This window comes from Actinoallomurus sp. CA-150999 (assembly GCF_050942425.1).
Taxonomy (GTDB): Bacteria; Actinomycetota; Actinomycetes; order Streptosporangiales; family Streptosporangiaceae; genus Actinoallomurus.
On sequence record NZ_CP192063.1, the window covers coordinates 10,241,459 to 10,266,905 of the forward strand.

At 70.4% G+C, this 25,447-nt stretch carries 25 protein-coding genes; 15 read left to right on the forward strand and 10 right to left on the reverse strand.

Annotation, left to right across the window (positions count from 1 at the left end):
• Positions 1–85 precede the first annotated feature (85 nt).
• Entirely contained in the window at positions 86–694 is a 609-nt protein-coding gene (locus ACQP2O_RS47110) for a hypothetical protein (protein WP_433176115.1), read from the reverse strand.
• A gap of 136 nt (positions 695–830) precedes the next feature.
• Here ACQP2O_RS47110 and ACQP2O_RS47115 point away from each other — a divergent pair, with 136 nt between their 5' ends.
• The 3 genes from ACQP2O_RS47115 to ACQP2O_RS47125 all read left to right on the forward strand — a co-directional run bounded on the left by ACQP2O_RS47115 (position 831) and on the right by ACQP2O_RS47125 (position 3,704).
• Positions 831–1,280, forward strand: coding sequence for a hypothetical protein (locus tag ACQP2O_RS47115; RefSeq protein WP_433176117.1), 450 nt, complete (start codon positions 831–833; stop codon positions 1,278–1,280).
• A gap of 83 nt (positions 1,281–1,363) precedes the next feature.
• A complete protein-coding gene (locus tag ACQP2O_RS47120) occupies positions 1,364–1,804 on the forward strand; it encodes a hypothetical protein (protein WP_433176118.1) in 441 nt (146 codons plus the stop codon).
• A 139-nt stretch (positions 1,805–1,943) separates the two neighbouring features.
• Positions 1,944–3,704: an acetyl/propionyl/methylcrotonyl-CoA carboxylase subunit alpha gene (locus ACQP2O_RS47125; RefSeq protein WP_433176120.1), complete on the forward strand. Its 1,761-nt coding sequence runs from the start codon at positions 1,944–1,946 to the stop codon at positions 3,702–3,704.
• 53 nt (positions 3,705–3,757) lie between these two features.
• On the opposite strand, the gene ACQP2O_RS47130 is transcribed toward ACQP2O_RS47125, so the two are convergent.
• Positions 3,758–4,330: a YceI family protein gene (locus ACQP2O_RS47130; protein ID WP_433176122.1), complete on the reverse strand. Its 573-nt coding sequence runs from the start codon at positions 4,328–4,330 to the stop codon at positions 3,758–3,760.
• A 142-nt stretch (positions 4,331–4,472) separates the two neighbouring features.
• Between ACQP2O_RS47130 and ACQP2O_RS47135 the strand changes: the two genes are divergently transcribed.
• From ACQP2O_RS47135 to ACQP2O_RS47170, 8 genes are all read left to right on the forward strand, one after another.
• Positions 4,473–4,838 (forward strand): winged helix-turn-helix transcriptional regulator, encoded by a 366-nt coding sequence (locus ACQP2O_RS47135; RefSeq protein ID WP_433176124.1) that lies wholly within the window; start codon positions 4,473–4,475, stop codon positions 4,836–4,838.
• A gap of 288 nt (positions 4,839–5,126) precedes the next feature.
• A complete protein-coding gene (locus tag ACQP2O_RS47140; protein ID WP_433176126.1) occupies positions 5,127–6,182 on the forward strand; it encodes a WD40 repeat domain-containing protein in 1,056 nt (351 codons plus the stop codon).
• A 147-nt stretch (positions 6,183–6,329) separates the two neighbouring features.
• Positions 6,330–7,007 carry a hypothetical protein gene (locus tag ACQP2O_RS47145; RefSeq protein ID WP_360893033.1) on the forward strand — a complete coding sequence of 226 codons (678 nt, stop codon included), beginning with the start codon at positions 6,330–6,332 and terminating at the stop codon, positions 7,005–7,007.
• A gap of 152 nt (positions 7,008–7,159) precedes the next feature.
• Positions 7,160–8,536, forward strand: coding sequence for a hypothetical protein (locus ACQP2O_RS47150; protein WP_433176128.1), 1,377 nt, complete (start codon positions 7,160–7,162; stop codon positions 8,534–8,536).
• Positions 8,526–9,641, forward strand: a complete 1,116-nt coding sequence (locus ACQP2O_RS47155) for a hypothetical protein (protein WP_433176130.1) — start codon at positions 8,526–8,528, stop codon at positions 9,639–9,641. Before ACQP2O_RS47150 ends, ACQP2O_RS47155 begins: the two co-directional genes overlap by 11 nt.
• On the forward strand, positions 9,634–10,806 hold the full coding sequence (locus tag ACQP2O_RS47160; protein WP_433176132.1) for a hypothetical protein: 1,173 nt from the start codon (positions 9,634–9,636) through the stop codon (positions 10,804–10,806). The genes ACQP2O_RS47155 and ACQP2O_RS47160 overlap by 8 nt, the downstream gene beginning before the upstream one ends.
• Before the next feature lie 55 nt (positions 10,807–10,861).
• The gene (locus tag ACQP2O_RS47165; RefSeq protein WP_433176134.1) at positions 10,862–12,199 is read left to right on the forward strand and encodes a hypothetical protein; all 1,338 of its coding nucleotides are present in this window, start codon (positions 10,862–10,864) and stop codon (positions 12,197–12,199) included.
• A 21-nt stretch (positions 12,200–12,220) separates the two neighbouring features.
• Positions 12,221–12,553, forward strand: a complete 333-nt coding sequence (locus ACQP2O_RS47170; protein ID WP_433191402.1) for a DUF5313 family protein — start codon at positions 12,221–12,223, stop codon at positions 12,551–12,553.
• A gap of 85 nt (positions 12,554–12,638) precedes the next feature.
• Here the strand turns inward: ACQP2O_RS47170 and ACQP2O_RS47175 are convergent, their stop codons facing one another.
• Positions 12,639–13,643 (reverse strand): response regulator transcription factor, encoded by a 1,005-nt coding sequence (locus ACQP2O_RS47175; protein WP_433176136.1) that lies wholly within the window; start codon positions 13,641–13,643, stop codon positions 12,639–12,641.
• Between the two features lie 136 nt (positions 13,644–13,779).
• Between ACQP2O_RS47175 and ACQP2O_RS47180 the strand changes: the two genes are divergently transcribed.
• From ACQP2O_RS47180 to ACQP2O_RS47195, 4 genes are all read left to right on the forward strand, one after another.
• Positions 13,780–14,454: a DUF922 domain-containing protein gene (locus ACQP2O_RS47180; RefSeq protein WP_433176137.1), complete on the forward strand. Its 675-nt coding sequence runs from the start codon at positions 13,780–13,782 to the stop codon at positions 14,452–14,454.
• A gap of 308 nt (positions 14,455–14,762) precedes the next feature.
• Positions 14,763–15,980 carry a tryptophan synthase subunit beta gene (gene trpB, locus ACQP2O_RS47185; protein ID WP_433176138.1) on the forward strand — a complete coding sequence of 406 codons (1,218 nt, stop codon included), beginning with the start codon at positions 14,763–14,765 and terminating at the stop codon, positions 15,978–15,980.
• A complete protein-coding gene (gene trpA, locus ACQP2O_RS47190) occupies positions 15,977–16,777 on the forward strand; it encodes a tryptophan synthase subunit alpha (protein WP_433176139.1) in 801 nt (266 codons plus the stop codon). Before trpB ends, trpA begins: the two co-directional genes overlap by 4 nt.
• A 20-nt stretch (positions 16,778–16,797) precedes the next feature.
• Positions 16,798–17,550 (forward strand): GntR family transcriptional regulator, encoded by a 753-nt coding sequence (locus tag ACQP2O_RS47195; protein WP_433176140.1) that lies wholly within the window; start codon positions 16,798–16,800, stop codon positions 17,548–17,550.
• Here ACQP2O_RS47195 and ACQP2O_RS47200 read toward each other — a convergent pair.
• The 7 genes from ACQP2O_RS47200 to ACQP2O_RS47230 are packed head-to-tail and all read right to left on the reverse strand — an operon-like array spanning position 17,525 to position 25,418.
• Positions 17,525–18,874: an aminopeptidase P family protein gene (locus ACQP2O_RS47200; RefSeq protein ID WP_433176141.1), complete on the reverse strand. Its 1,350-nt coding sequence runs from the start codon at positions 18,872–18,874 to the stop codon at positions 17,525–17,527. The genes ACQP2O_RS47195 and ACQP2O_RS47200 overlap by 26 nt on opposite strands.
• Positions 18,867–20,159, reverse strand: coding sequence for an alpha/beta fold hydrolase (locus ACQP2O_RS47205; protein ID WP_433176142.1), 1,293 nt, complete (start codon positions 20,157–20,159; stop codon positions 18,867–18,869). The genes ACQP2O_RS47200 and ACQP2O_RS47205 overlap by 8 nt, the downstream gene beginning before the upstream one ends.
• Positions 20,156–20,977, reverse strand: coding sequence for an ATP-binding cassette domain-containing protein (locus ACQP2O_RS47210; RefSeq protein WP_433176143.1), 822 nt, complete (start codon positions 20,975–20,977; stop codon positions 20,156–20,158). The genes ACQP2O_RS47205 and ACQP2O_RS47210 overlap by 4 nt, the downstream gene beginning before the upstream one ends.
• A complete protein-coding gene (locus tag ACQP2O_RS47215; RefSeq protein WP_433176144.1) occupies positions 20,974–21,789 on the reverse strand; it encodes an ABC transporter ATP-binding protein in 816 nt (271 codons plus the stop codon). Before ACQP2O_RS47215 ends, ACQP2O_RS47210 begins: the two co-directional genes overlap by 4 nt.
• Positions 21,786–22,775: an ABC transporter permease gene (locus ACQP2O_RS47220; RefSeq protein ID WP_433176145.1), complete on the reverse strand. Its 990-nt coding sequence runs from the start codon at positions 22,773–22,775 to the stop codon at positions 21,786–21,788. The genes ACQP2O_RS47215 and ACQP2O_RS47220 overlap by 4 nt, the downstream gene beginning before the upstream one ends.
• On the reverse strand, positions 22,775–23,731 hold the full coding sequence (locus ACQP2O_RS47225) for an ABC transporter permease (RefSeq protein ID WP_433176146.1): 957 nt from the start codon (positions 23,729–23,731) through the stop codon (positions 22,775–22,777). Before ACQP2O_RS47225 ends, ACQP2O_RS47220 begins: the two co-directional genes overlap by 1 nt.
• Positions 23,732–23,738: 7 nt before the next feature.
• Positions 23,739–25,418, reverse strand: a complete 1,680-nt coding sequence (locus ACQP2O_RS47230; protein WP_433176147.1) for an ABC transporter substrate-binding protein — start codon at positions 25,416–25,418, stop codon at positions 23,739–23,741.
• Between the last annotated feature and the right edge of the window lie 29 nt (positions 25,419–25,447).

The following is a 25,447-nucleotide window of genomic DNA, read 5'->3' on the forward strand; positions in this document are numbered from 1 at the left end:
GCGGACACGGAGGATTACGGCGGGAACCCTTGCCGGGGCCTCGGTGGCGGCAGCGGACAGGACCAGACCGCGTGAATCGCGCGCTTCAGGCTGGCGGCGCGAGGCAACCGGCGATCGTGGACAGTCGGTCCAGCATGGCCTCGACGTGGGCGAGTGGAATGCCGTCGGCCCTACTCCACGTCAGGATGGACGTGCCCGAGATGCGCCACGCCTGAGCGGGCCCGTCGAGCAGGATCGGGGCCAGCTCGCGCAGCGCCCCGCCCGCCCATGTGGGGTCGTCGGTGTGGACGTGGAACCGTTCATCCACGCGCGGATCGCCGGTCACGACACCCGGTCGCTCGGGTGGCGCCGACGTGCGAGGCGTCACCTGCAGGCGCGGCGCCGAAGCCGGCAGGTCGAGTAGGGCGGCGATCCAGTAGGACGAGTTCTCCCAGCCGCGGCGGCCGAAACTGTCATCGAGGATCTCCTGCTCGCGCCGGTATCCGAAGACGACCGCAGACCGGTCGCGATACGCACCGCGCATCACGTCCCACAGCCGGTGCCGGTGGCGGCCGAGCACGGGGAACGGATACGCGTCCGGGGCCCGCTCAGGCGGGTGGAACGGCTCCCCGCGAAGTCGCTCGAGGAGCGCGCCTTCCTCCTTGCGCGAGATGCCGCAGGTCCAGCCGCGCTCGGCGGCGAACGTCCGTGGCATGAGGTGTCTCCCGCCGAAGCGCTTCACTCGTCCGTACCATATCCCGCCTCATCGGACCCGCCGCGGAGCTCTGCGATCGGCCGGGAGCGGACCCCGCCATGGGACAGGAAGCGCTGCTCAATGTACGGAGGCATGAGTGATCGAGTCGGCTCAGGAGGCGGCACTCGCCAGGCTGCTGGCCGTGCGCCCGCTGATGGAGGAAGGCCCCGATGGAGGGCCGACCGACGGGCTGTGTTCGGCCATCGAAGACCTGATGGTGGTGCTGGGTTCGGAGGACATCGCCGACCTTGTCGCCGATGCCGTGGTCGCCGGGCGAACCTCGTTGGACGACGCGGATATCTATCTGGGAGTCGCCGCCTGGTCGGGCACCGAGAACGGCGCATCGATGCAACGCACTCTGGAGTCGTGGTTGCGTGCCGGCGATGACGTCGTACGGGTCCGCCTAGCCCTGCACTCTGAGTGCTATCCCTTTCGTGACGCGGACGAGATGGTGGCAGTACTGAATGAGCTCGTACAGCGGTTGCCGCAGTTCCGGGAACGCTGCGCGGAGCTGATCGCTTCGCGCTCCCGTCGACCCCATGGGTGAACTCCAGCATCCGAAAAAGGCGGATTCATATCCGCGCAACACTCGATAAGCCGTTTTATGGCTGATTTCGATACGTTGTCGTTGTGCTGGACTATGACCGCGAGGCCGCGGGGTACGACGCGTCCCGGGGTGGAGAGGCGCGGGCCGAGGCCGCGCGTGTGCTGCGGGCCGGAGGCGTCCTGATCACCACGGTGGACAAGAACCAGGCCGCCTTCGCCGTCGACAGCGATGTCGCCGCGGTGACGGCGGCCGCGCGGCGTGCGTACGTCCCGAAGGAGCCCGACCACGTGGACCGCGTGGTCGCGTCGGCGGCCGGGCACGGTCTTCGGGTGGTCGGAGAGACGACCTTTACCGGGATCGGGCAGGGCCGGAGTCCGCGGCAGTGGTGTGAGCGGATCCGGGAGGGCCGGATCCCCTGGGCCCGTGCGGCCGATCCGGCACGGATCGCCGAGGAGCTGTCCTCGCTGCCGGACCAGGAGGTGGCTCGGCCCGACCCTCTGTACCGGCTCATCGCCCTGGCCTGAAGCCCCGTGGGGTGACCGCCGCGATGCCCGAGCAAGTGGTTGGTTACATTGGAGATCGCCGCAACCCGGCGGCCCTTGAGCACGAGAGAAGCCGGGTTGCCTAAACTCTTGGTCGGTCGGCAAGAGCGAGGAGTCGTACGTGCGCAAGGTCCTGATCGCCAACCGGGGTGAGATCGCCGTCCGTATCGCACGGGCGTGCCGGGACGCCGGAATCGGCAGTGTCGCCGTCTACTCCGAGCCGGACCTGGACGGGCTCCACACCCGGGTCGCCGACGAGGCGTACGCGCTGGGCGGGCAGACGGCCGCCGAGAGCTACCTCGACATCGACAAGCTGCTTCGGATCGCCAAGGAGAGCGGCGCCGACGCCGTGCATCCCGGGTACGGGTTCCTCGCGGAGAACGCCGGGTTCGCCGAGGCGGTGATCGACGCCGGGCTGACCTGGATCGGCCCACCGCCGAGCGCGATCGTGGCGCTGGGCGACAAGGTGCAGGCGCGGCACATCGCGCAGAAGGTCGGCGCTCCGCTGGTCGCGGGCACCAAAGACCCGGTACGGGACGCCGACGAGGTCGTGGAGTTCGCCCGCGAGAACGGGCTGCCGATCGCCATCAAGGCGGCGTTCGGCGGCGGAGGCCGTGGGTTGAAGGTGGCCCGTACGCTCGAGGAGGTCCCCGAGCTGTACGAGTCGGCCGTCCGCGAGGCGGTTTCCTCCTTCGGGCGCGGGGAGTGCTTCGTCGAGCGATACCTCGACAAGCCGCGTCACGTGGAGACCCAGTGCCTCGCCGACCAGCACGGCAACGTCGTCGTGGTCTCGACGCGTGACTGCTCGCTGCAGCGCCGGCACCAGAAGCTGGTGGAGGAGGCCCCGGCGCCGTTCCTGTCCGAGGAGCAGCTGGCGACCCTGTACGCCAGCTCGAAGGCGATCCTGCGGGAGGCGGGGTACGTCGGCGCGGGGACGTGCGAGTTCCTCGTCGGCCAGGACGGCACGATCTCGTTCCTCGAGGTGAACACCCGCCTGCAGGTCGAACACCCGGTGACCGAGGAGGTCGCCGGCGTGGACCTGGTCCGCGAGATGTTCCGCGTCGCCGAGGGCGAGGAGCTGGGGTACGACGACCCGGCGCTGCGCGGCCACTCGATCGAGTTCCGCATCAACGCGGAGGACGCCGGCCGCAACTTCCTGCCCGCGCCGGGAACGATCACCCGGTGGAGCGCCCCGAGCGGGCCGGGCGTGCGCCTCGACTCGGGCTTCGAGCAGGGCATGACGGTCCCGCAGATGTACGACTCGATGATCGCGAAGCTCATCGTCACGGGCGCGAACCGGACGGAGGCGCTCCAGCGCGCCCGACGCGCGCTCGCGGAGTTCGAGGTCGGCGGAATGCCCACGGTCATCCCGTTCCACCGCACGGTCATCGAGGACCCGGCGTTCGTCGACGCGCCGTTCCGGGTGCACACGCGCTGGATCGAGACCGAGTTCGACAACACGATCCCGCCGTACGACGCGGCGGTGGAGACCGAAGAGGCCGCCGAGCGGGAGAGGGTCACCGTCGAGGTCGGCGGCAAGCGCATCGAGGTGGTGCTCCCCGCCGGGCTGGGCGCCACCGCCTCCACCGGCGCCTCCGGGTCCGGCCCCGCGGCCCCGGCCCGGCGACGTGGCGGCAAGAAGGGCGGCGCTGCGGCCGTCGGTGGAGACTCTCTGGTCAGCCCAATGCAGGGCACGATCGTCAAGATCCTCGTCGAGGACGGCGCCACGGTCGAGGCGGGAGCCACCATCGTGGTCCTGGAGGCCATGAAGATGGAGCAGCCGCTCACGGCGCACAAGGCGGGCACCGTCACCGGGCTGTCCGCGGAGGTCGGCCAGACGGTCTCCAACGGCGCCGTCATCTGCGAGATCAAGGACGCCTAGAGCGCGTCCAGTAGATCGTGAGACACGCCCGGGGCGATCGCCCGGGGCGGAGACTACTTTTGCAGGACGGCCTCGATCTCCAGTGTGATCTGGACCTTGTCGCTCAGTCCGAGGCCGCCGCCGGGCAGTGGGCTGTTGTCGCCGACTCCGAAGGCCAGACGGCTGACCTCGCCGGTGGCGGTGAAGCCGGCCCGCGCGCCGGATTGCGGGTCGGGCAGGAAGTAGTCGGGGCCGAAGCCGTGCACCTGGAGGGTGAGGGGCACGGTCTGGGTCACGTCCTTGAGGGTGAGTTCGCCGTCGAGGACGAAGTCGCCGCCTTCCATATGGATGCCGGTCGAGCGGTAGGTCATCGTCGGGTACTTGTCCACCTCGAAGAAGTCGGCGTTGCGCAGGTGGTCGTCGCGCTGCCCGTTCGAAGTGTCGACGGAGGCGATCTCTATCGTGGCCTCGACGGTGGACTCCAGCGGGTCGGCCGCGGTGACCAGGCGGCCCTCGAAGGTGGTGAACCGGCCGCGGACCTTGCTGATCATCAGATGGCGGACCGTGAACTCGACGCTGGAGTGGGTCGGGTCGATGGCCCAGGTGCCGGCCAGGTAGCCGGGGATCTCGGTGAGGCTGGCGGTCATGGTGTTCTCCCAAGGTTCCTGTTAGTAAGTTGGTTATGAATGGGAACCGGCTTCATGCTGCTGCGCGAAGCCGAGGCACCACAAGAACGCACTTTTTTCTGCCTGAGTTATCGGGCGGTGCCCGAGTTATCCGGAGGGAACCGTGGACCATCACCCCGCCATGTGCCAGGCCCGGGAGGTCCTTGACCTGGTCGCGGACAAGTGGTCGCTGTACGTCATCGCCGAGCTGGGGCAGGGCACCCGCCGGTTCAACGAGCTCAAGCGCTCGGTCGACGGCATCAGTCAGCGGATGCTCACCGTGACGCTGCGCGGGCTGGAGCGCAACGGGCTGGTCACCCGGACCATCTATCCGGTCGTCCCGCCACGGGTGGAGTACGAGCTGACCGAGCTCGGGCGGATGCTGTTGAAGGCCGCGATCGACCTCATCACGTGGGCGGAGAGCCATCTGCCCGAGATCCACGAGGCCCGGAGACGCTACGACACCTCGCAGCCGCCACTCCCGAGCTAGGTCCCGTCCCTTCGGGGATGGATGTGATCATGGACCCCCTCGCCATGGCGTCCCCGGAGAGATCTTGATGCTGACCGACCTGTACGGCGCTCGCGTGCTCGCCCTCACTCCCGACGAGCGCCACGCGCGGTTCCGAATCTTCGTCGTCCGCTACGACAGGAAGCGGCAGAGTCACCCGCCGGACGCGATCTACCGAACTACGACCTTCTCAATGGCGACTTCCACTACGAGCGAGATGGGCGTTGGCCGCATGAGTTCCTCCTCGTGTGGGGCGACTACGACGTGCACGTGACCGATGCGCGGTGGCTGCGGCACCTGAGCGTCGACCAGACGTTGGGAAGTTCGTCACGCGCGGCGACGACCGGGCATTTCCGTCCCGAGGACGCCCGGCACGTACCGGATCTGCGACGGCCCGCGGTCACGCTCACGCCGTTCCTTCCCGAGGACGAGGAGGAGGCCGACGAGCTTTGGGAAGAGAGCGTCACCGAAGGCCTGGTCTTCTCCGATGACTCCCGGTATCTGGCCGTCACCAGCGAAGGCGGCGAACTGGTGGTGTACGAGACGACCGGCTGGACCGAGTGTGCCCGCGCTCATCCGGAGGGCGAGCTCGACAATGCCATGTGGGTGCCCGGAGAGCATGTGATCGTGCTCAGCGACGCGTACGGAATCAGCGGCGCCTCGCAGTGGGCCTACGACGTGGACGCCGGTGCGGTGGTCGACGTGCCGGTGGAAGCCGGTCATGCGCGTTCGCACACCGGCCGGTACCGGGTGGAGTACGGGTCCGGCCCGCGGGTGGACTTCGTCAGCACGCCTCGGGTGCCGGACCGTGCGGTGCCGGTCGGGCCCGATGACGAGTTGCGATTGTCGGTGGATGACGTGCGATTGTCGGTGGATGACGTCGCCTTCGACGTCGCCGAGAGCCGCATGGTCGCGTGCCGGGGCCCGAACGTGTACGTGATGGATCCGGCCACCGGCGACCTTCTGGGGACGGTCACGGCCGGGGTCAGGCGGCTCGGGTCGGTGGCGGTGAGCCCGGACGGCGCCTATCTGGCCACCGCTCCCCACACCACGTACGGCATGACACCCTGGCCGCCAGACCCGGAGGTCGAGGGCCGGGAGGCCGGTGACGAGCCGTCGATCTGGCGGGTGGCCGACGGCGAGCCGGTGCTGCACTGCCGGATCGGACTCAACGTCGAGGCCCTGGCGTGGTCTCCCGACGGCCGGTGGCTGGCCGCCAATGTGGACGGCGAGTACCACCCGAGCGACCCGATGCAGATCTACGTGTTCCCGATCGGATTCTCCGACGGCGTCCCGGACACGCCCTCGTCCCCGGGGTCGGCATGACCGAGCGTGCGCGGTCACTGACGGGGCGAATGATCCTCACGAACACTCGCCGGTAGGCTCCTGGCCGTGTGGCCAGTGCGTTTTGTCCCAGCCGTGACCGCTGTGGCGCTTGGTGCCGGGTTGGGGCCCTTCGCGCCGACGGTCCCGGTGCAAGCTCCGCAAACGACGCCGGCCCCGGCCGTGGTCACCAAGGCCGACTACATCGCCGCGCAACTCGCTCACGATCCCGTCTTCATCAGCGACCATGTGCCGCGCGACGTGTCCCCGGAAGACGCCGGGAAGATCCGGGCGGCGGTGCGCGGGATGCCGGTTCCGACCTACCTCGCCGTGGTCGCCGAGACGCAGTCGGATGAAGATCCGGTCAAGAGCCCGACGGCCCTGATCGCCCTGCTGCACGACAAGCTGCAGCGGCCCGGCGTGTACGTCGTCATGCCGTCGAACGGTATCGGCGTGGACGCCCAGCAGTTCGGTACCAACCTGCCCATCGGACCGGCGGCCGACGAGATCATCTACTCCGAGCCGTACAACGCCGGCCCCGTGCGCGCCATCCGGCGTTTCGTGGACAACATCCGGTCCGGTCGGGCCCAGCAGCGTTACGACGAGGCGCACGCCAAGGGCAAGTCCGGTTGGGAGCCGAAGCCGTACCGGGAGGCGTCCGACACGATCGACGAGGCCCAGCAGGCCGGAGCGCTCTCGGGACTGGGCGTGGCGGCCCTCGCCGTGGCCTGGATCGCGTGGCGGTCCGGGAGAAAGCGGCCCCGCGCCGAACAGGTCGGCGGCAAGCGACCCCGGAGCCGGCACAACCGTGGAAAGAGAGCCCGCTGATGCGCCGCTTCTCTCCGCGCCCACGCCCACCCGCGCACCCGCCGTCGCCGGCACGCGGGCCGGCGGTTCCGCGCTCGCTCGCACGCCCGTCGGCACGCCGGGTGATCGCCACTCGCCTGCTGCGCCTTCGCCGACGGTGCACGCGCGCGCCCGTGAGTCGGCCGCTCGCGGTGGGGCTGCTCGTCCTGTCGCTCCTGGCGTCCGTCGCGTCCGTGAGCGCCGCTCGCCTGCTGTGCCTTCCCCTGTGGTGCATGCGTGCGCTCGTGAGCCGGTCGGTCGCTGCGGGGCTGCTCGTCCTGTCGCTCCTGGCGTCCGTCGCGTCCGTGAGCGCCGCTCGCCTGCTGTGCCTTCCCCTGTGGTGCATGCGTGCGCTCGTGAGCCGGTCGGTCGCTGCGGGGCTGCTCGCCCTGTCGCTCCTGGCATCCGTCGCGTCGGCCGGGGCGGCGTCGGCGGCCGGTGCCGACCGCCTGGACCGGATCGCGGCCGCGTTGCGGCGGTCGCCCGTCTTCGTCGACCCGGACGTCTCCTACCTGCTGGACGCCCGCGACCGGGCGGCCCTCGGGAAGCAGATCGGCGCGGCCGGCATCCCGATCTACCTGGTCGGCGTGCCGCTGCTGCGCGAGGACGAGTCGGGTGGCGAAGCCGACTACTTCACCTACCTGCTGCAGCGACGGCTGGGCCGGCCCGGCGTCTACCTGGTCGCCGACCAGAACGGCGATCTGGACTGGACCTCCTACCAGGTCCCGCGGAAGGCGTCGCTCGACTTCGGCATCGCGAGCGGCGGCACGTCGCTGCCCGGGCGCCTGCACGACGTCATCGACGCGTTCGCCCGCGCTCCGTCGGCCGCGCCGTCCACGCCGCCGACGCCCCGTACGCCGGAGCCGAACAGCCGAAACCAGAAGCCGTCCGCCGCCAAACTGGCCGGCGAGTTCGCCAAGGTCTTCTTCCCCGTACTGATCGTGTCGGCCATCGTGCTGTGGCCGCTGTGGCTGATCTCGCGGCTCGCCTTCGTCGGGGTGCGCCGGGGGGTTCGCGGCGACTCCCGCACCTTCAAACAGCGGAGGCTGCGGAGGAAGGCCGCCGCGGAGCTCACCCGGCTGGCCGAGGCCCTCGGTCACGCGGACGGCAACCACGGCCGTGGCCGGGCGACCGCCGACTACGACGCGGCCCGGCTCCTGTACGACGAGAGGAGCGACCCCGGCAGCCTGTTCGGGGTGGTCGTGCTGGCGCTCGACGGGCAGGACGCGCTGCGCGCGGACACGGCGACGCCGGACCCGCGGTGCATGGTCGACCCGTTGCACGGCCCGGCGCCCGAGACGGCCCGGGTCCGCCTGCCCGGGCTGCCGGAGCGCAGGCGGCCGCTGTGCGCGGCCTGCCGGCAGGCCGCGAAGGAGGAACGCCGGCCCCTCATGCTGATCATCGACGGCGAGAAACGCCCCTACTACCAGGCACCCGGTCTGTGGGAGAAGATCCGGGGCCGGCACGCGAACCTTCCCGAAGACGTTCTGGAGTATCTCGGTGTCGAGTGACGGAGCCGCGATCGCCGCGGCGCTCCGGCGCTCCCCCGTGTACGTCGATCCGGCGTACGAGGGAGCGCTACCGACGGCGCGCCGGGAGCGGCTGGTGAAACGGATCCGGCGATCCCCGATCCCGATCTACGTGGTCCTGGTGCCGCTCGTCGCCGGTGGGACCTGGCAGAGCTCGGAACAGGTCACCACCGTCGTCCGGTCGCACCTGGGCCGGGACGGCGCGTACGTCACGCTCGACACCGACTTCGGCGACGTGTTCGACGTCGTGATGTGGGGCGGGACCGAGGAGCAGCGGCGGTCGGCGCATGACGCCGGGTGGGCGATGTCCCTCGATCGGCGGTACGACAAGTCCTCGCTCGCCGACCGGCTCGATCGCTGCGTCGAACTGATCGCGACCGGTAAGGGCACCGAGGCGTACGACAAGGCTCACGACACGGCGTTCCCGCCCGGCCCTCCGACGCCAACGAAGTCGCCCGCTCCGCACCGCGTCCGGCACGACGGCGGGACGCCCGTCGGCGTGCCCGTCGCGGTCACGGCGGCGGTGCTGGCGGGCGGCGGGGCGCTGCTGTGGCTGCTGCGCCGCCGGCGGGCGCGCGCCGCGCACGACAGGCTCGCGCTGCCGCACCGGGTGTTCGGTACGGCGCGGCGTGCGGACGAGGACGAGCTGCGGGCCCGCGCCGAGCAGGACCTGATCGCGCTGGGCGAGCTGCTCGACGACGCCCAGGGCGACCCGTCCGAGCTCGGCCGCGCGCTGGACGCCTACACCGCGGCCGGTAAGGCGCTCGACCGGGCCGGGTCGCTCGCCGACCTGGCGGGCGTGCTCGTGCTCGTTCACCTCGGCCGGACGCCGCAGGACGCCGCACCGCTCTGCTATTTCGATCCGCGGCACGGCGAGGGCGCGATCGCGGTCACGTGGCGGGCCCCCGGCACCCGTACGAGGCGCGACGTGCGGGTCTGCCCGCGCTGCGCCAAGGCCGTACGCGACCGGGAGGTCCCGGACGTGCTGCTGGACGACGGGCGCCCCTACTACGAGCGCGCGACGGTCTGGGCGGAGACCGGGTACGGCCAGTTCGGCGACCTGGTGGGGAGGATCCTCGATGAATGAGGCGGGCCGGATCGCGGCGGCGCTACGGCGGTCGCCGGTCTACGTCGACCCGTCGCTGGCCTCGGCGGTCCCGCACCCCGAACGGCTCGTCGAGGCGATCAGGCGGGCGCCGATGCCGGTGTTCGCGGTGATCGTCCCGCTGGTGCCGGGCGGCACGTGGCCGGACTCCGATCATCTCGCCGACGACGTGCAGCACCGGCTCGGCCGGGACGGCGTCTACCTCACGCTGGACGCGGAGTCGCCGGACCGGATCCGCGGGTACGAGTACGGCGTCGACCGCGACGCCATCGAGGCCGCCGGCGCCGTCTCCCTCGATCGCACCATGGACAGCGCGTCGCTGACGGACAAGCTGATCCGCTGTGTCCAGCTCATGGCCACCGGTCAGGCCCATGCCGCCTACCAAAAGCAGACCGACGCCCTGGATCACCACGGCGGAGAGTCGAAGCCGCCCGCGCGGAGCGGCAACGGCGGAGCCCTCCCGTACGCCGTGGGCGGCGGGGCCGTCGTGCTGTCCGGCGTCGCCGCCCTGCTCCTGTGGCGACGCCGCCGGATGGCGGAGATCCACGCCGCGGCGTCCCAGCGGTCCGATCTCCGGCCGGCGGTGTCACGGCGGTCCGGTGTCCGGCCCGCGGCGACCACCGCACGGTCGGCCGCCGAGTTGCGCGAGCACGCCACCGCCGAGCTCATCCGGCTCGGCGAGTCCCTGGAGGACGCGCCAGGCGACGCGGACCTTCTCCAGCACGCCCTCGACGCGTACGCGGCGGCCGGGAAGGTCCTCGACACGGACCAGACCGTGCCGGGGCTGGCCGGGGCCCTGGTGCTCATCGACATGGGACGCGACGCGTACGAGGCAGCCCGGAGGGGAAAGGCCCTGCGGCCCAGTCCGCTGTGCTTCTTCAACCCCCTGCACGGCGACGGCCCGGTGCCCGTCAGGTGGCGGGCCGTCGGCGGCCGCGACCGGATCGACGTCCGGGCCTGCGCGGCCTGCGCGAAGGCGGTGCGGGACCACGACACCCCCGACGTCCTCTTCGACGGCGAAGTCCCCTACTACGAAGTGGATCCGGAAGGTAGCGTGTGGTCAGCTACCGGTTACGGTCAGCTCAGGGACGACCTGGTGCAGCGGGTGCTGCGCGGTGATCTCTCGGCGCGCACGGAACCATCCTGACCGCTGGTTCGTCCAAGCTAGTCGTAGCACTCACACTGATCACATGAAGGCCGCCATGAAGTTTCGCCGTTCGACGATTCCCGCCGCGGTGGCTGCCGTCGTCGCGTTGTTGTTCGCGTTCGCCCTGCCGGCGAGCGCCGATGGGTTCCAGGACGTGGTCCATGGCCTGAAGAGCCAGGGGTTCTACCTGTCCAAGGACGCCGGTGCGACGATGTCGAGCTCGGACCAGCAGAGCGTGGTCAGCGCGCTCAAGGACGACAAATCGACGGTCCGGATGGCCGTCGTGAAGCAGAACCGGGTCACCACCGCCGGCCTGCGCCAGCTCGACACCGCCCTGGGCAAGAAGGGCACCCTGATCCTGCTCGACGGGAGTGGCCAGCGGATCCTCGCGGGATCCCACGAGGGCCTGGGCAGCGACAAGATCAAGACATTGGTGTCCCAGGCGCGGGGTGACTCCTCGAACCTCAAGGACCTCCTGCTCAACCTGAACAAAGCCTTCGACAAGGCGGTCGCGGACAAGAAGTCCGGCTCCGCGACGGCCGGGTTCGTCGTGCTCGGCGTCCTGGTGCTCATCGTCGCGGGCATCGTGGGTCTGATCTTCGTCGCCCGCAAGCGGCGCCGGGAGCGGGAGGCCAGGCAACTGGCCGAGCTCAAGGACAGCGTCTACGAGGACGTCACCCGGCTCGGCGAGGACATCACCGCGCTCAACCTCAACGTCATGGACCCGAGCCTCGACTCGGCCGCCCGGGACGACTACCAGCGGGCCATGGACTCCTACGACCAGGCCAAGGCGGCCGCCGACTCGGCGCGCCGGCCGGAGGACATGCGCAACGTCACCAAGGCTCTCGAGGACGGCCGCTACTACATGACCGCGGTACGGGCCCGCCTCGACGGCCGGCCGGTGCCCGAGCGGCGCGCGCCCTGCTTCTTCAACCCGCAGCACGGCCCGTCGGTGCAGGACGTCATGTGGGCGCCGCCGAACGGCGCGCCCCGGGAGGTCCCGGCCTGTGCCGCCGACGCGCAGGCGGTGCTGTCCGGCCAGAACCCGGACGCCCGCATGGTCACGGTCGGCGGTTACCAGCGCCCGTACTGGGACGCCGGACCGGCGTACGCGCCGTACGCCGGCGGGTACTACTCCGGCTTCGGCGGCGGCGACATGCTCGGTGGTCTGCTCATCGGCACGGCCCTGGGTTCGATGTTCAGCGGTGGCTTCGGCGGGCACGGTGGGTACGACGCGGGTTACGCTGCCGGGTACGACGCCGGCAACGACAGCGGCGGTGACTGGGGCTTCGGCGGCGGCGGAGACGGCGGTGACGGTGGCTTCGACATCGGCGGCGGCGACTTCGGAGGCTTCGATGGGGGCGGTGACTTCGGCGGCGGGGGTGACTGGTGATGGAGGCCCCCACTGACCCGGCTGCCGGGTGACCCGACCCTCCTCCGGAGAGCCCTGTACACCGTCGGATTCCGGCTCCCTCCGGAGAATCGGAGCTGGGTCCGGCATGATCTGACCGACGCGGGGTGGCGTGGCCGCATGATGGCCCGCCACCTCGTTCTCATGTTCCCGATCTGCGTGCTGCTCGCGCTGCTCCCCGCCGAGTGGAGCATCCGGCTGGCCGTCGCCGCCCTCGCGCTGCTGAGCAGCACCTTCGTCGTCGCCATCAACGCGGCCGACATCCGGCAGGCGCGGCTGCGCCAGCACGGCCTGCCCGTTCCCGACGACCCGGAACGCGGCCACCCACCCCACTGATCCGATCTTCGATATTCCAACGGCCCATTCGGCCTCGTGATCGCCGTTGAGCAGCCGACCCGGCATGGAGGGTTGGTGGCAGCGTTCAGGGGGTGAGGCTGGTGACGAGTTCGTCGCGGCCGGTGACGCCTGTCTTGCGGTAGATGGCGGCGAGGTGGTCGCTGACGGTGTGGTGGGACAGGTCCAGACGGCGCGCGATCTGCTTGACCGGGTGCCCGCTCAGTATGTGGGCGGCGATGGCCTGCTCGCGCGGCGTGAGGCCGTACCAGTCGGAGACGGCGGATAACAGCGTCCGCCCGGCGGCGGGCCGGATGGTGACGGCTCGCTGACCGGTCAAACCTCCATCGAGCGGCTGAGCGTGCAGGGCCACCCATCCCTGGGGGGTTGGAATTCGGCTTTGCGCCTCGATCGCATGGGGCTGGGTTGCCGCGACCAGGACGCTGAGCAGGTGTCCGGGAAGCTGGCCCTGGTCGAGAGCGGAGTGATCCGGGGCGAAGCTGCGCAGCCAGGAGCGCCCGGTCGCAGTCGCGGCGATAACGGAGTTGGCTTGGTCGATGACCAGAACGCCTTCGGAGTGATCGGAACGCACGGGGCGGAACGGCTGGCGGGTCACGAACCGCCTGAGCGCGGCGGTCAGCGGGGCGAGCAGCCGTGCAGCGTCGGCGATCTCGGCGGCGCGGAACGGTCGGATGTCGGCTCCGCGTACCAGGGCCAGCCCGCCCCACGCTTTCCCGCGGTGGGTCAGTGCGATGCTCAGGTCGCTGCCCACTCCCTCGGCCGCCATGAGCTCGCGTTGAAATGCGTCCTGGTCGGTCACCGGCGGCCCGGACCCGAATTCCCTTACCGGGCGGCGGCTGCGGATCAGGGCCGCGAAGGGGTTCGGATCCCGCCCGGCGACATGGTTGAGTTCCAGCTGGTATCCAGCGGCGGTGCCGTAGGTGTTCCTGGTCGCCGCGAAGGCCACTGTCCCGGTGAGCGGGTCGAGGCCGAACAGCGCATACCCATCGTGCGGCACCACCAGCCCCACGTGACAGGAGATCTCGGCCGCCAGCTCCGTCACCGTGGTGGCGTTCCCCGCCGCCTCGATCATCGCGTCGCCCACTGCTCGCCTCACCCCGTCCGCTGCCCCCGCACGCGTTGCGTCAGTCTCACCAAGCACCGACCCGTCCTGTCAACCCCCTCTTTTTCGGGATACCGACGGACCACCATTCAGCACAGGCTCCTGGGTGAAGCGACATCTGGAAGTAAACGGGGAAACGATGATCAGCAGAAGCCAGACCAGATGCGCGGCGACCGCCTGCGCCTTCGTTGTCGTGACTGCGGCTGTCACGGCACTGCCCAGCGTCGCCAGAGCACAGACCACTCAGGTGCCGTCGGTCAAAATCACCCGACAGACCAAATCGTTCGCCAACTGCAAGGCGGCCGGCAAGTTCCTGGATTCTGGTGCCGAGGCCGGACACGCCTCCGCGATGTGGATCCACACCTTCACCAAGCCCACCGTCACGGACACTGGCGGAGATTTCTGGAAGGCGACCGCCAAGGCGACGAGCACCTACCTTCCCAAGAAGTCGAGCATCAGACTGGTCGTCCCGAGCTGGCCGCACATGAGCTCCGCCGACAAGGCATCGATCAAGCACTTCGAGAACGCTCTGCTGGCCCATGAGGAAGGACACCAGAAACTGGCCCAGGACATTCTTGTCCATTTCACGAACTACCCACTCGCCGGCGCGGGCCAGGGCAGCCAGGCTGCTGTAGCCGATCTGGATAAGGAAGAGGCCAAGTACAAGAAGAATCTCGACGCATACATCCAGGAACGCGAAGACGCCTACGACGCCAAGACCGACCACGGGCGTCACCAATCCGCCGACGGCGGTGTGGACGTCGTCCTCACCTGCCACTGAACGGGCCTGACAAGCCCGGCCTAACGACAGGTCCGCGCGATGGCCACATCCCCGTAGGCCTGCAAGGTCACCAGGTCAGGTGGGGAGTTCCGGACCGTTTCGCGTCATCCACAGGGGTTGTCCACAGCGGTTGTCCACAGTCTGTGGGCAACCGCTCCGCATCAACACGCGGACTCGACGACGAGCGGCCCGCACGCCGCGCTCGCCTCACCGCTCCGATCGAGACTGGCACGCCCACCGCGCCCTGTGGCACACTCATGAGTTATAGAACTCTCGAGCAGAGATATATAACTCATGAGGAGGCGGGCATGGTGACGGACGTACGGGTGCGAGCACCGCGGGAGGCGGTGGCGCGGCCCACGACGATGAGCGATCCGGGGCAGCGCGGCAGGTTCGGCGACCACGGCGGACGGTACGTTCCGGAGTCGCTGGTGGCGGCGTGCGGGCAGGTCGAGGAGGCCTTCCGCGCGGCGTGGGCCGATCCGGCGTTCCGCGCGGCCCTCGCGGCGCTGCTGGCCGAGCACGTCGGCCGTCCGACGCCGCTGACCCGGGCCCGGCGGCTCTCCGCCGAGCTGGGCATCGACCTCCTGCTCAAACGCGAGGACCTGGCCCACACCGGCTCACACAAGATCAACAATGTCATGGGGCAGGCGCTGCTGGCCGCCCGGATGGGCCGGACCCGGCTGATCGCCGAGACGGGCGCCGGGCAGCACGGGGTGGCCACCGCGACCGCCGCCGCCCTGCTCGGCCTGCGGGCCACCGTCTTCATGGGCGAACGCGACATCGAACGGCAGGCGCTGAACGTCTTCCGGATGCGCCTGCTCGGCGCCGAGGTGATCCCGGTGACGACCGGCAGCCGGACGCTCAAGGACGCCACGAGTGAGGCGATGCGCCACTGGGTCGGGGCGCTCGAGGACTCCCACTACTGCATGGGGTCCGTCGTCGGGCCCCACCCGTACCCGTGGATGGTCCGGGAGTTCCAGCGGGTCATCGGTGACGAGGCGCGTGGGCAGTGCGCCGCCGAGCTCGCCGCCGGCGCGCCGGACTACGTCGTGGCCTGCGTCGGCGGAGGGTCGAACGCCGCGGGCACCTTCGCCGGGTTCGCCGACGGCCCGGCCCGGCTCGTCGGCGTCGAGGCCGAGGGCGGCTCCGGCGCGACCAACGGCCGGACCGGTGTGCTGCACGGCTTCCGCTCGCTGTTCCTGCAGGACGACGACGGCCAGATCACCGAGGCGCACTCCATCGCCGCCGGGCTGGACTACCCGGGGGTCGGACCAGAGCACGCCCACCTGCGCGACCTCGGCCGGGCCCGGTACTTCACGGTCACCGACGAGGAGGTGGTCGACGCCGCGGTGCGCCTCGCCCGTACGGAGGGGATCGTCCCCGCGCTCGAGTCCGCCCACGCCGTCGCCTGGGTGATCCGCGCCGCGGCTGAGGGCGAGCTGCCGTCCGGTGCGACGGTCCTGCTCACGCTGTCCGGTCGCGGCGACAAGGACATCTCGACCCTCATGGAGGTGATGAAGTGAACCCGACGATGGCCCTCGGCTCACTCGAAAGGCACCTGCGGGACCGTCGGGACGGCGGCCGTACGCTGCTCATGCCCTACCTGACCGGAGGGATCACGCCGGACTGGACGGACCACCTGCGGGCGTTCGCCGAGGCCGGCGCCGACGCGATCGAGGTCGGCCTGCCGTTCTCCGACCCCACCGTCGACGGCGTCACCATCCAGGAGGCGTCGAACGCGGCGCTGGCGCGCGGGGCCACGGTGCGCCGGATCCTCGCCGACGTCGCCCGCCGGGGCGAACCTGCCGTGCCCCTGGTCGCCAGCACGTACTACAACCTGGTCCTGCGGGACGGGCCGGAGGCGTTCTGCGCGGCGCTGCGGCAGGCCGGGATCACCGGGCTGATCGTGCCGGACCTGCCGCTCGACGAGGCCGACGAGCTGACCGACGTGGCGGCCGCCGCGGGCGTCGACCTGGCCCTGCTCGCCTCCCCGGCGACCCCGGAACCCCGGTTGGCGGAGATCGGCCGCCGCAGCCGCGGCTTCGTCTACGCCGTGTCGCGGATGGGCACGACCGGCGAGCGGGCCGCGCTCGCCGAGTCGGCGACAGCCTTGGCCGGACGGATCAAGGAGAACACGGACCGGCCGGTGCTCCTCGGGTTCGGCATCTCCACTCCCGAACAGGCGGTGGCGGCCGGCCGGGGCGCCGACGGCGTCGTCATCGGCGCGGCGCTGATGCGGCAGGTGCTCGACGGGTCCGGCCCGCGCCCCGTCGGCGCCTTCCTGGCTAAGATTCGCCGAGCACTCGACCAGGAGACCTGACCCGTTCACAAGGGAGGCCGATGGCCCGCGACACCGGCCAGGAGGCGAGGTACCGCACCATCGCCGCCGACCTCGCCGCGAAGATCAAGGCGGGCCACTACGCCCCCGGCGAGACGCTCCCGCCGCAGCGCGAGCTGAGCGCCTCGTACGGGGTCACCCTCATGACCCTCCGCCAGGCACTGCGCCGGCTCAGCGACGAGGGGCTGATCGTGCAGCGGCCGGGCCGTGGCACGTTCGTCGCGCCGCCGCACCTGGCGCTCGGCTCGCTCCGGAGCTTCGCCGACGATCTGCGGGAGCAGGGGCACGAGGTGCGCACCGTCGTGCTCGGCCGGGCCGTGCGCCGGGCGCCGGCCCGGGTCGCCGCGCGGCTGCGCAGCGGTCCCGGCGAGACCGCGCTCCGGCTGGAGCGGCTTCGGGAGTTCGCCGGGCGTCCGGCGATCCACCAGGTCTCCTGGGTCCGGCAGCCGTACGCCGAGCAGGTCCGCGACCGGGACTTCACCGGCGTCTCCCTGTACGGCGCCCTCGCCGACGCCGGTGTCGCCGTGGCGCGCGCCTCGGAGGCGATCCGCCCCGGTCTGCTGGATCCCGCTCTCGCGGAGCACCTGAAGGAGCCGGCGGGCAGCCCGGTCTTCACCAGCGACCGGATCACCTACCTGATCGACGGCACGGCCATCGTCGACGACCGCGCCACCATCCTCGGCAGCATGATGGAGATCGGTACCGAGCGGGCCGCGACCGGGCTGTCGCTCACGTGGGGAGCGACGGGGCAGTAGGTCCGCTCTGCCGCGCCATCCACTTCTCCAGGCCCTCGGCGTCCTGGGGAAGGGCATCGGACAGGACCTCCGCGCCGTCGGGTACCACCAGCAGGTCGTCCTCGATCCGCACGCCGACCCCCCGTAGTTCCGGCGGCACGGTTCGATCGTGGGCGTGGAAGTACAGGCCGGGTTCGACGGTGAGCACCATGTCGGGTGCCACGACGGCCCCGTGGTAGGCGTCCTCACTGGCCCGGACGCAGTCGTGCACGTCCAGGCCCAGGTGGTGGCCGATGCCGCACACCAGGTAGCGGCGATGGTGCTGGCCCGTGTCGGACAGCGCCTCGTCCACGGAGACCGGCAGCAGCCCCCAGTCGGCCAGGCCGTGCGCGATCACCTCCATGGCCACGTGATGGAAGTCGGAGAACCGGCGGCCGGGCGCCACCGCCGCCATCCCCGCCCGGTGGGCCTTCTCGACCAGGTCGTGCACCTGCCGCTGGGCGGTGGAGAACCGGCCGGAGGCGGGGAACGTACGGGTGACGTCGGCGGTGTAGTGACTGCGGACCTCGACGCCCATGTCGAGCAGGACCAGCGCGTCCGGGAGCACCGGGCCGTCGCAGCGCACCCAGTGCAGGGTGGGCGCGTGCGGGCCGCTTCCGACGATCGTGGCGTAGCCGGGGCCGTTGCCGTACGCGCGGGCGTACCGGTCGAAAGTGCCCTGCAGCCACCGCTCTCCCGGCCCGGCGACCGCAGCGGGGATCTCCCGGACGACCGCGGCGAAGCCCTCGACGGTGCGGTCCACCGCCTCGCGCAGCCGCCCGACCTCCCACGGGTCCTTGAACATGCGCAGCTCGGCCAGCGTCCGGCCGACCTCCTCATCGACGGTGACCTCCTCGGAGAGCTCCGAGAGGGGCCGGACGTCGATGCCGAGCACCCGCGCCCAGTCCTCCGGCCCCGGCGCGGATCCGACCCAGAGTTCGCCGTGCCTGGCGTCGGTCCAGAAACCCGGCTCGCCCGGATAGGCGGGCGGCGGCACGTAGAGGGTGGCGTCGGCGCCGTGGAGCACGACGACGGCGTTCTCGATCGAGCAGCCCGTCACCCAGTAGAAGTCGCTGTTCGGGCGGAAGTCGTACGTCGTGTCGTTGCTCCGGGTGGGAGCCTCGCCGGCGGCCAGCACGATGGTCCGGCCGGGGAGGGCGGCGGCGAGACGCTCCCGGTGGGCGGCGGCGGCCTCGGCTGCGCCGGGGACGACCTGCGGGGTGCGGTCGGGGGTGTCCCAGCCCGTGTCCATGTACTCGACGAACGCGGGGATGTCCTTAAGCTTCGGGGGCCTGCCCTCACTCATCACGGATTCCTCCTCCTGTCTCGCGGACCATCTCGGTCAAGCGCGCGAAGACCCGGTCGTCGCCGATGCCGTCGTGCTCGTACTCGTTGGTGATCCAGACCCGGGTGTTGCCGACGCGGGAGGCGGTGTCCAGTTGCAGGCCCGCGTCCACGTACATGTCGTCGTGGTAGACGGCGGCGGCGACCGGGATCTCGTTGGCCGCCAGCCGGTCGAGGTCGTAGAGCTCCGGCCATTCCGTACGGGCGGCCAGCCGTTCGACCGCCCCGCGGAACGGGCGCAGTTCGGAGATCTCCTGGAACATCCAGGGGTAGATCATCTCCCCGGTGAACAGCAGCGGCCTGGCGTCCTCCGCGAACCGCGGGTGCCTGGCCCGCTCGGCCTGCGCCGCCCATCCGGTCGCGCCCGCGCCGTGCCCGTAGATGCTCTCCTGCAGGGCGGCGAACAGCGGACTGTCGCTGTACGACGACCGGGCCAGCACGCCGTGCAGGAACACCGCCGACAGCTCGTCCCCGTTGAACGCCTCGTCGAGCAGCCAGTGCATCCGCTCGTAGCCGGGCTTCATGCCGAAGTCGATGCCGAGCGACTGCAACCGCCGGACCGTCAGCACGTCGCCGTCGGGCAGCCGAACGTCGCCCTCGGACAGGCGGTCGGCGATCCGGCCGACGTGCTCGACGTGCTGCGGATAGCGGCGGTAGAACTCCCGGTTCTTCGCCTCGACCCGCGGGTACGTGCGCCGGTACACCTCGGCGGCCGACGGGTCGAGGCCGGGCAGACCGCCGGTGACGTAGCACGCGCTCAGGCCCTCGGACGCCGTGGACAGGTACGTCATCGTGAGGAAGCCGCCGTACGACTGCCCGAGCGTGGACCAGCGCCGGCCGCCGAAGACGGTCTTCCGCAGGTGTTCGTGGTCGGCCACGATCGAGTCGGCCCGGAAGCACGCGAGGAAGTCCGCGCCCTCTTCGGCGGTCGCGAAGGAGCTCATCCGCCGGCCGTCGATCTTCGTGCTGCGGCCGGTGCCGCGCTGATCCACCAGGATCACGCGATGGGTCTTCAGCGCCTGGCCGAGCCACCCGTCCGCGGCGAGCGGACGCGGGCCCTTTCCGCCGGGTCCGCCCTGGAGGTAGACCAGGCAGGGCAGGTCCTCGCCGGCGCGTACCGGATCGGCGAGCTCGCGGAAGAAGATCTGGATCGTGCCGCGCTCGGGGTCGGACCAGTCGAGCGGGACATCGGCGACGTGCTCGCGCACGCGCAGGCCCGGGATGGTGTACGCCACGGTCTCGCTCATCGAGCACCCTTCCGCCTGCGGTTCCACTCCGGGTTGATCCGTGGGATCGCGGCCAGGAGGGCCTGTGTGTAGGCGTCCTGTGGGTGCTCGAAGACCTGGCGGCACGGACCCTTCTCGACGATCCTCCCCTTGTTCATGACCGCCACCTGTTGCGCGATCTTCCGGACCACGGCCAGGTCGTGCGCGATGAAGATGTAGCTGAAGCCGCTCTCCCGTTGCAGGCCCATCAGCAACTCGATGACCTGCGCCTGGACGGACACATCCAGCGCGGAGACCGCCTCGTCGCAGATCACCAGCTTCGGGCTGACCGCGAGCGCACGGGCGATGCCGATCCGCTGGGCCTGCCCTCCGGAGAACTGCGCGGGGTAGCGCTGCGCGTGGTCGGGGTCGAGGCCGACGCGTTCCATCAGCTCCCTCGCGAACACGCGGCGGCCGCCCGGAGGCTTGGTTCCCTGATAGTCCAGCGGTGCCAGCAGGATGCGCTCGACGGTGTGCCGGGGGTTGAGCGAGGAGAACGGGTCCTGAAAGACGACCTGCACGTTGGCGCGGTAGTGGGCGAGCCGCGCGCCGGTGGCGCGGGTGATGTCCTCGCCCTCGAACCGCAGGGTGCCCGCACTCGGCTCCATCAGCTTGGCGACGAGCCGCGCGGTGGTGGACTTGCCGCTGCCGGACTCGCCGACCACGGCGAGGGTCTCGCCCAGCCGCACGTCGAAGCCGACGCCGTCCACGGCGGTGAACTCGCTCTTACGCCCGTACGGGCCGCGCGTGGTGAACCGTTTGGTCAGGTCGCGCGCGCTGAGCAGCACGTCACCACTCACAGGCTCACCTCGTCGGCCGGAAGGTCGTCGTCGATCTGCGGGATGCTGTCCAGCAGCATCCGCGTGTAGTCGTGCCCGGGCGCGGCGAAGATCTGCTCGGCGGTGCCGTACTCCACCTGCTCGCCCTGGCACATCACCAGCACACGTGTCGCCAGCGAACTGATCACGGCGAGGTCGTGGGTGACGAAGACCATCCCCGTCCCCGTCTGCCGTTGCAGGTCGGCGAGCAGGCGCAGGATCTGGGCCTGCACCGTCACGTCCAGGGCGGTGGTCGGCTCGTCGGCGATGAGCAGCGCGGGCGAGCAGACGAGCGCCATCGCGATCATGATGCGCTGCCGCTGCCCGCCGGAGAACTGGTGGGGGTAGTGACCCACTCGCCGGTCCGGCTCGGGAATGCCGACCTGCGCCAGCGCCTCGACGGCGACCTTCCTGGCCGCCTTCCGTGAGCCGTCCCGGTGAGCCCGGTACATCTCTTCGATCTGCAGGCCGACCGTGTAGTACGGGTTCAGCGCCGACAGCGGGTCCTGGAAGATCATCGAAGCCTGCTCGCCCCGGATCCGACGCATCTCCCGGTCCGTGCGGCCGAGCAGTTCGACGCCGTCCAGCCGGATGCTGCCCTGCGTCCGGGCTCCGGCCGGCAGCAGGCCCATGATGGCCAGGCTGGTCATCGACTTACCGGAGCCGGACTCGCCGACGATGCCGACCGTCTCCTCCCGGTCGACCGTGAACGACACGTCCTTGACGACGTCCACGGGGCCGCGCGTGGTCGGGAACGTCACGGTGAGGTCCTCCACGACGAGCAGATCACTCATCGGATCCTCACTCTCGGGTCGAGTCCGGTGTAGACGAGGTCGACCACGACGTTGCCCACCACGACGAAGAACGCCGCGAGGAGGGTGACCGCCATGATCACCGGCTGGTCGTTCTTGGCGATCGAGTCGGCGGCCATCTTGCCGACGCCGTTGAGGCCGAAGACCTTCTCGGTGATGAGCGCGCCGCCCAGCAGCGCGGCGAAGTCCATGCCGAAGATCGTGGTGATCGGCGTGAGGGCGGGCCGCAACGCGTGCCGCCGCAGCACGAGCCCGGGGGGAAGCCCTTTGGCCCGGGCCGTCCGCATGAAGTTCTCGGCCAGCGTCTCGATGACGTTCGACCTCGTCAGCCGGGCGTAGAGGCAGGAGTACATGGTCGCCAGGACGATCCACGGCATCAGGTAGGACTCGAACCACCCGACCGGGTCGTCGGTGAACCCCACGGCCGAGGGGAACGGCAGGATCTGCAGCTTGACCACCAGGACGTACTGGAGGGCCAGCGCCAGGACGTAGTTGGGAATGCTGGCGCCGCCCAGGGCCAGGCCCATCGCGGCCCGATCCCACCAGGTGCCTTCCTTGACCGCGCTGAGCAGGCCGGCGGAGACACCGATGACCAGCCAGAGCACCGCCGCGCCGACCGCGACGGTGGCGCTGACGGGAAGACGGTCCAGGACCATCTGCCACACGGACTGGTTGGTCTGGAACGAGTAGCCGAGGCACGGCGCCGGGCAGTGGACCAGGTTCGCGCCCGACCCGTAGTCCCGCCCGGCGAACAGCCCGCCCAGGAAGTCCGAGAACTGCGTGAGGAACGGCTTGTCCAGCCCGAGGGACGTGCGGATCTGCAGGACCCGATCCGGCGTGCAGGTCTTGCCGCAGATCATCAACGCCGGGTCCGGCGACAGCTTGAAGAAGATCAGGAAGGTGAAGAGACAGATCAGGAAGAGGATCAGCACGAGCCCGGCGATCCGGCCGGCGAGATAACGGGCCATCAGGATGCCTCCCCCGCGTCGGTGGCGGCCCGGATCCGGTCCCCGAGCACGGTGAGGGACAGGACCGTGAGGAAGAGGAAGAGCCCTGGGACCGCGAAGTACATCGGATCCACGGCGTACCAGCTCACCGAGTCCGCGATCATCTGCCCCCACGAGGGGGTCGGCGGGCTGACGCCCACGCCGAGGAAGGACAGTCCGGCCTCGGTCCCGATGTAGCCGGGTACCGCCAGGGTCGTGATCACGATGAGCGAGTTGCGCAGGTTCGGCAGGATCTCCTTGAACACCAGGGCGCCCGTGGACGCTCCCGACGCGCGGGCCGCCTCGACGAACTCCCGGTTCACCAGCGTCAGCGTCTGCCCGCGCACGACCCGCGCGAGGTACGGCCAGCCGAACCCGCTGATCACCGCGACCAGCAGGTACGACCGGTTCCCCGCCGGCAGCGACGACAGGATCGCGATCATGAAGATCAGCGCCGGGAAGGCCATCAGGAAGTCCATGAGCCGGGAGACGGCCTGGTCGACCCAGCCGCCGCAGAAGCCGGCGAGCATCCCGAAGACCACCCCGAGCAGCGTGGTCAGCACGGTCGCCGACGCGGCGATGAGGAACGACACACGGGCGCCGTAGGCGATGCGGGCCAGGATGTCGCGGCCGTTCAGCGGCTCGACCCCCAACGGGTGGCCGGCACTGATCCCGCCGAACGAGCCCTTGGGCAGCCCGCCGGAGTCGATGTTGATCGCGGACGTGTCGAACGCGGTCGGCCCGTGGCCGGTGAGGGTGGCGATCAGCGGCGCGCAGATCGCCATCAGTATCACGAGCGCGAGGAATCCGGCGCTGAGGAGGGCAACCCAGTCGTGCAGGAGGGCGTTCAGGATGCGCCGTCCCGGGGTGGCGGGCGCACCGGGTGCGCCCGCCGCCGGGCCGGCCTGCGCGTCGAGCGATTGCGCGGCGGTCGTCATGACCGGCCTACTTGCCCGGGTCCTTGAGGCCGACCGTGACCAGGTCGATGCCGCCGGAGAACGACGCGCTGGACAGGCGCGCTCCGGCGATGTTGGCGCCGGCGATGAGGGCGGTCTTCTCGTAGGCCAGCGGCACGATCGGGGCCTGCGTCATGATCTGCTTGTCCAGCTCGCCGTACGCCGCGTCGGCGGTGTCCGCGTTCGTCATGGCCGCGATCTGGTCGATCCGCTTGTTGATCGCGTCGTTGTTGATCTGCGCCAGGTTGCTGTTGGCGGTCGAGGTGATGCCGCGCCCGTCGAACAGCGGCGGCAGGAAGGTCAGACCCGACGCCCAGTCGGGGCACCAGCCGGTGAGCGGCAGGTCATGCTCCTTGGACGTGTCGGCGATCACCTCGTAGAACGTCGACGAGTCGATGTTGTTGATCTTGATGTGGATGTTCAGCGGCTTCAGCGCCTCCTGGATCGCGACCGCCAGCGCCGTCTGCACGGCCACCGGGCGGGTGTCCAAGGTGAGGGAGAAACCCCCGGACAGGCCCGCCTCCGCGAGCAGTTGTTTGGCCTTCTCCGGGTTGTACGGATAGGGGTCGTACTCGGTGCGGCCCTTCATGATCGGCGGCTGGATCGCGGTCCCCTTGGAAGCGAGCTGCGAGCCGCCGAACGCGGCGACGATCGTGTCCTTGTTGATCGCGTACTCGATGGCCTGCCGCACCCGAAGGTCGTTCAGGGGCTTGCGGGTGGTGTTCATCGCCAGGTAGGTGGTGCAGCCCATGTACCCGCTCAGCGTGCGCGCCTTCAGCTGCGGCGTTTGGATCCGCGACAGGGTCGCCGTCTGGATCTTGTCGGCGATGGCATCGGCGTCGGCACCCTGCCCGGCGAGCATGCGCTCGTCGATCGTCGCGCCGTCGAGGCCGAAGGTCCATTCCCACGCGTCCGGTTTGGCCGTGCGGACGCTGTCCGTCGACGCCTTCCACTGCGGGTTACGGACCAGCTTGAGCGAGGTTCCGTGGACGTAGCTCGCCACTCTGTACGGACCGGAGGCGATCGGCTTGGTGTCGAAGGCGTGCGCGGCGCCGGTTCCCTTGGGGACCGGGAAGAAGTTGGGCATCGCCAGCGCGCTCGGGAAGTCCGCGAACGGCTTTTTCAGGTGGAAGACGACCGTCTTCGCGTCCGGCGTCTCGATCGTGTTCAGATCACCGGACTGGTACGGGCCCTTGTAGTCCTTGGGCGCGTCGACCAGCAGTCGGGGGTACGGCGAGCCGCCCATCTCGGGGTCCCACGCGCGCTCGACGCCGAACTTCACGGCCGAGCTGTCGATCGGGCTCCCGTTCTCGAAGGTCAGGCCGTCCTTGAGGTGGAACGTCCAGGTCTTGGCGTTATCTGACGACGTTCCCAGGTCGGTCGCCAGGTCGGGGACGACCTTCCCGCCCGCGGCTCCCGCGCCCGAAGCGAAGGTGGTCAGGCCGCGGTAGATGAGCCGGTAGAAGTTGTTGACCCCGCCGTCGAAGCCCAGCCCCGGATCCAGGTGAGAGAAGTCCGTCTTGGTCAGGAAGTGGACGGTGCCGCCGGTGGCGGGAGTGCCCGATACGCCGGACGCACCGCCGGCCGTGGACCCGCCGCCTCGGCACGCTGTGAGCGCCGCCAGCAGGCTGAGCGCCGCGGCACCCGCAATAGTCGTAGATTTCTTCATTTGGCCTTCTTTCGAAGAACGGACTCACC

Excerpts from the sequence above, each read along its gene's own strand:
- ACQP2O_RS47110 (WP_433176115.1), bottom strand. The coding sequence starts at position 694 with ATGCCACGGACGTTCGCCGCCGAGCGCGGCTGGACCTGCGGCATCTCG.
- ACQP2O_RS47130 (WP_433176122.1), bottom strand. The coding sequence starts at position 4,330 with ATGACCGCCAGCCTCACCGAGATCCCCGGCTACCTGGCCGGCACCTGG.
- ACQP2O_RS47160 (WP_433176132.1), top strand. The coding sequence starts at position 9,634 with ATGAATGAGGCGGGCCGGATCGCGGCGGCGCTACGGCGGTCGCCGGTC.
- ACQP2O_RS47165 (WP_433176134.1), top strand. The coding sequence starts at position 10,862 with ATGAAGTTTCGCCGTTCGACGATTCCCGCCGCGGTGGCTGCCGTCGTC.
- ACQP2O_RS47175 (WP_433176136.1), bottom strand. The coding sequence starts at position 13,643 with ATGATCGAGGCGGCGGGGAACGCCACCACGGTGACGGAGCTGGCGGCC.
- trpB (WP_433176138.1), top strand. The coding sequence starts at position 14,763 with ATGGTGACGGACGTACGGGTGCGAGCACCGCGGGAGGCGGTGGCGCGG.
- ACQP2O_RS47195 (WP_433176140.1), top strand. The coding sequence starts at position 16,798 with ATGGCCCGCGACACCGGCCAGGAGGCGAGGTACCGCACCATCGCCGCC.
- ACQP2O_RS47200 (WP_433176141.1), bottom strand. The coding sequence starts at position 18,874 with ATGAGTGAGGGCAGGCCCCCGAAGCTTAAGGACATCCCCGCGTTCGTC.
- ACQP2O_RS47205 (WP_433176142.1), bottom strand. The coding sequence starts at position 20,159 with ATGAGCGAGACCGTGGCGTACACCATCCCGGGCCTGCGCGTGCGCGAG.
- ACQP2O_RS47215 (WP_433176144.1), bottom strand. The coding sequence starts at position 21,789 with ATGAGTGATCTGCTCGTCGTGGAGGACCTCACCGTGACGTTCCCGACC.
- ACQP2O_RS47220 (WP_433176145.1), bottom strand. The coding sequence starts at position 22,775 with ATGGCCCGTTATCTCGCCGGCCGGATCGCCGGGCTCGTGCTGATCCTC.
- ACQP2O_RS47225 (WP_433176146.1), bottom strand. The coding sequence starts at position 23,731 with ATGACGACCGCCGCGCAATCGCTCGACGCGCAGGCCGGCCCGGCGGCG.
- ACQP2O_RS47230 (WP_433176147.1), bottom strand. The coding sequence starts at position 25,418 with ATGAAGAAATCTACGACTATTGCGGGTGCCGCGGCGCTCAGCCTGCTG.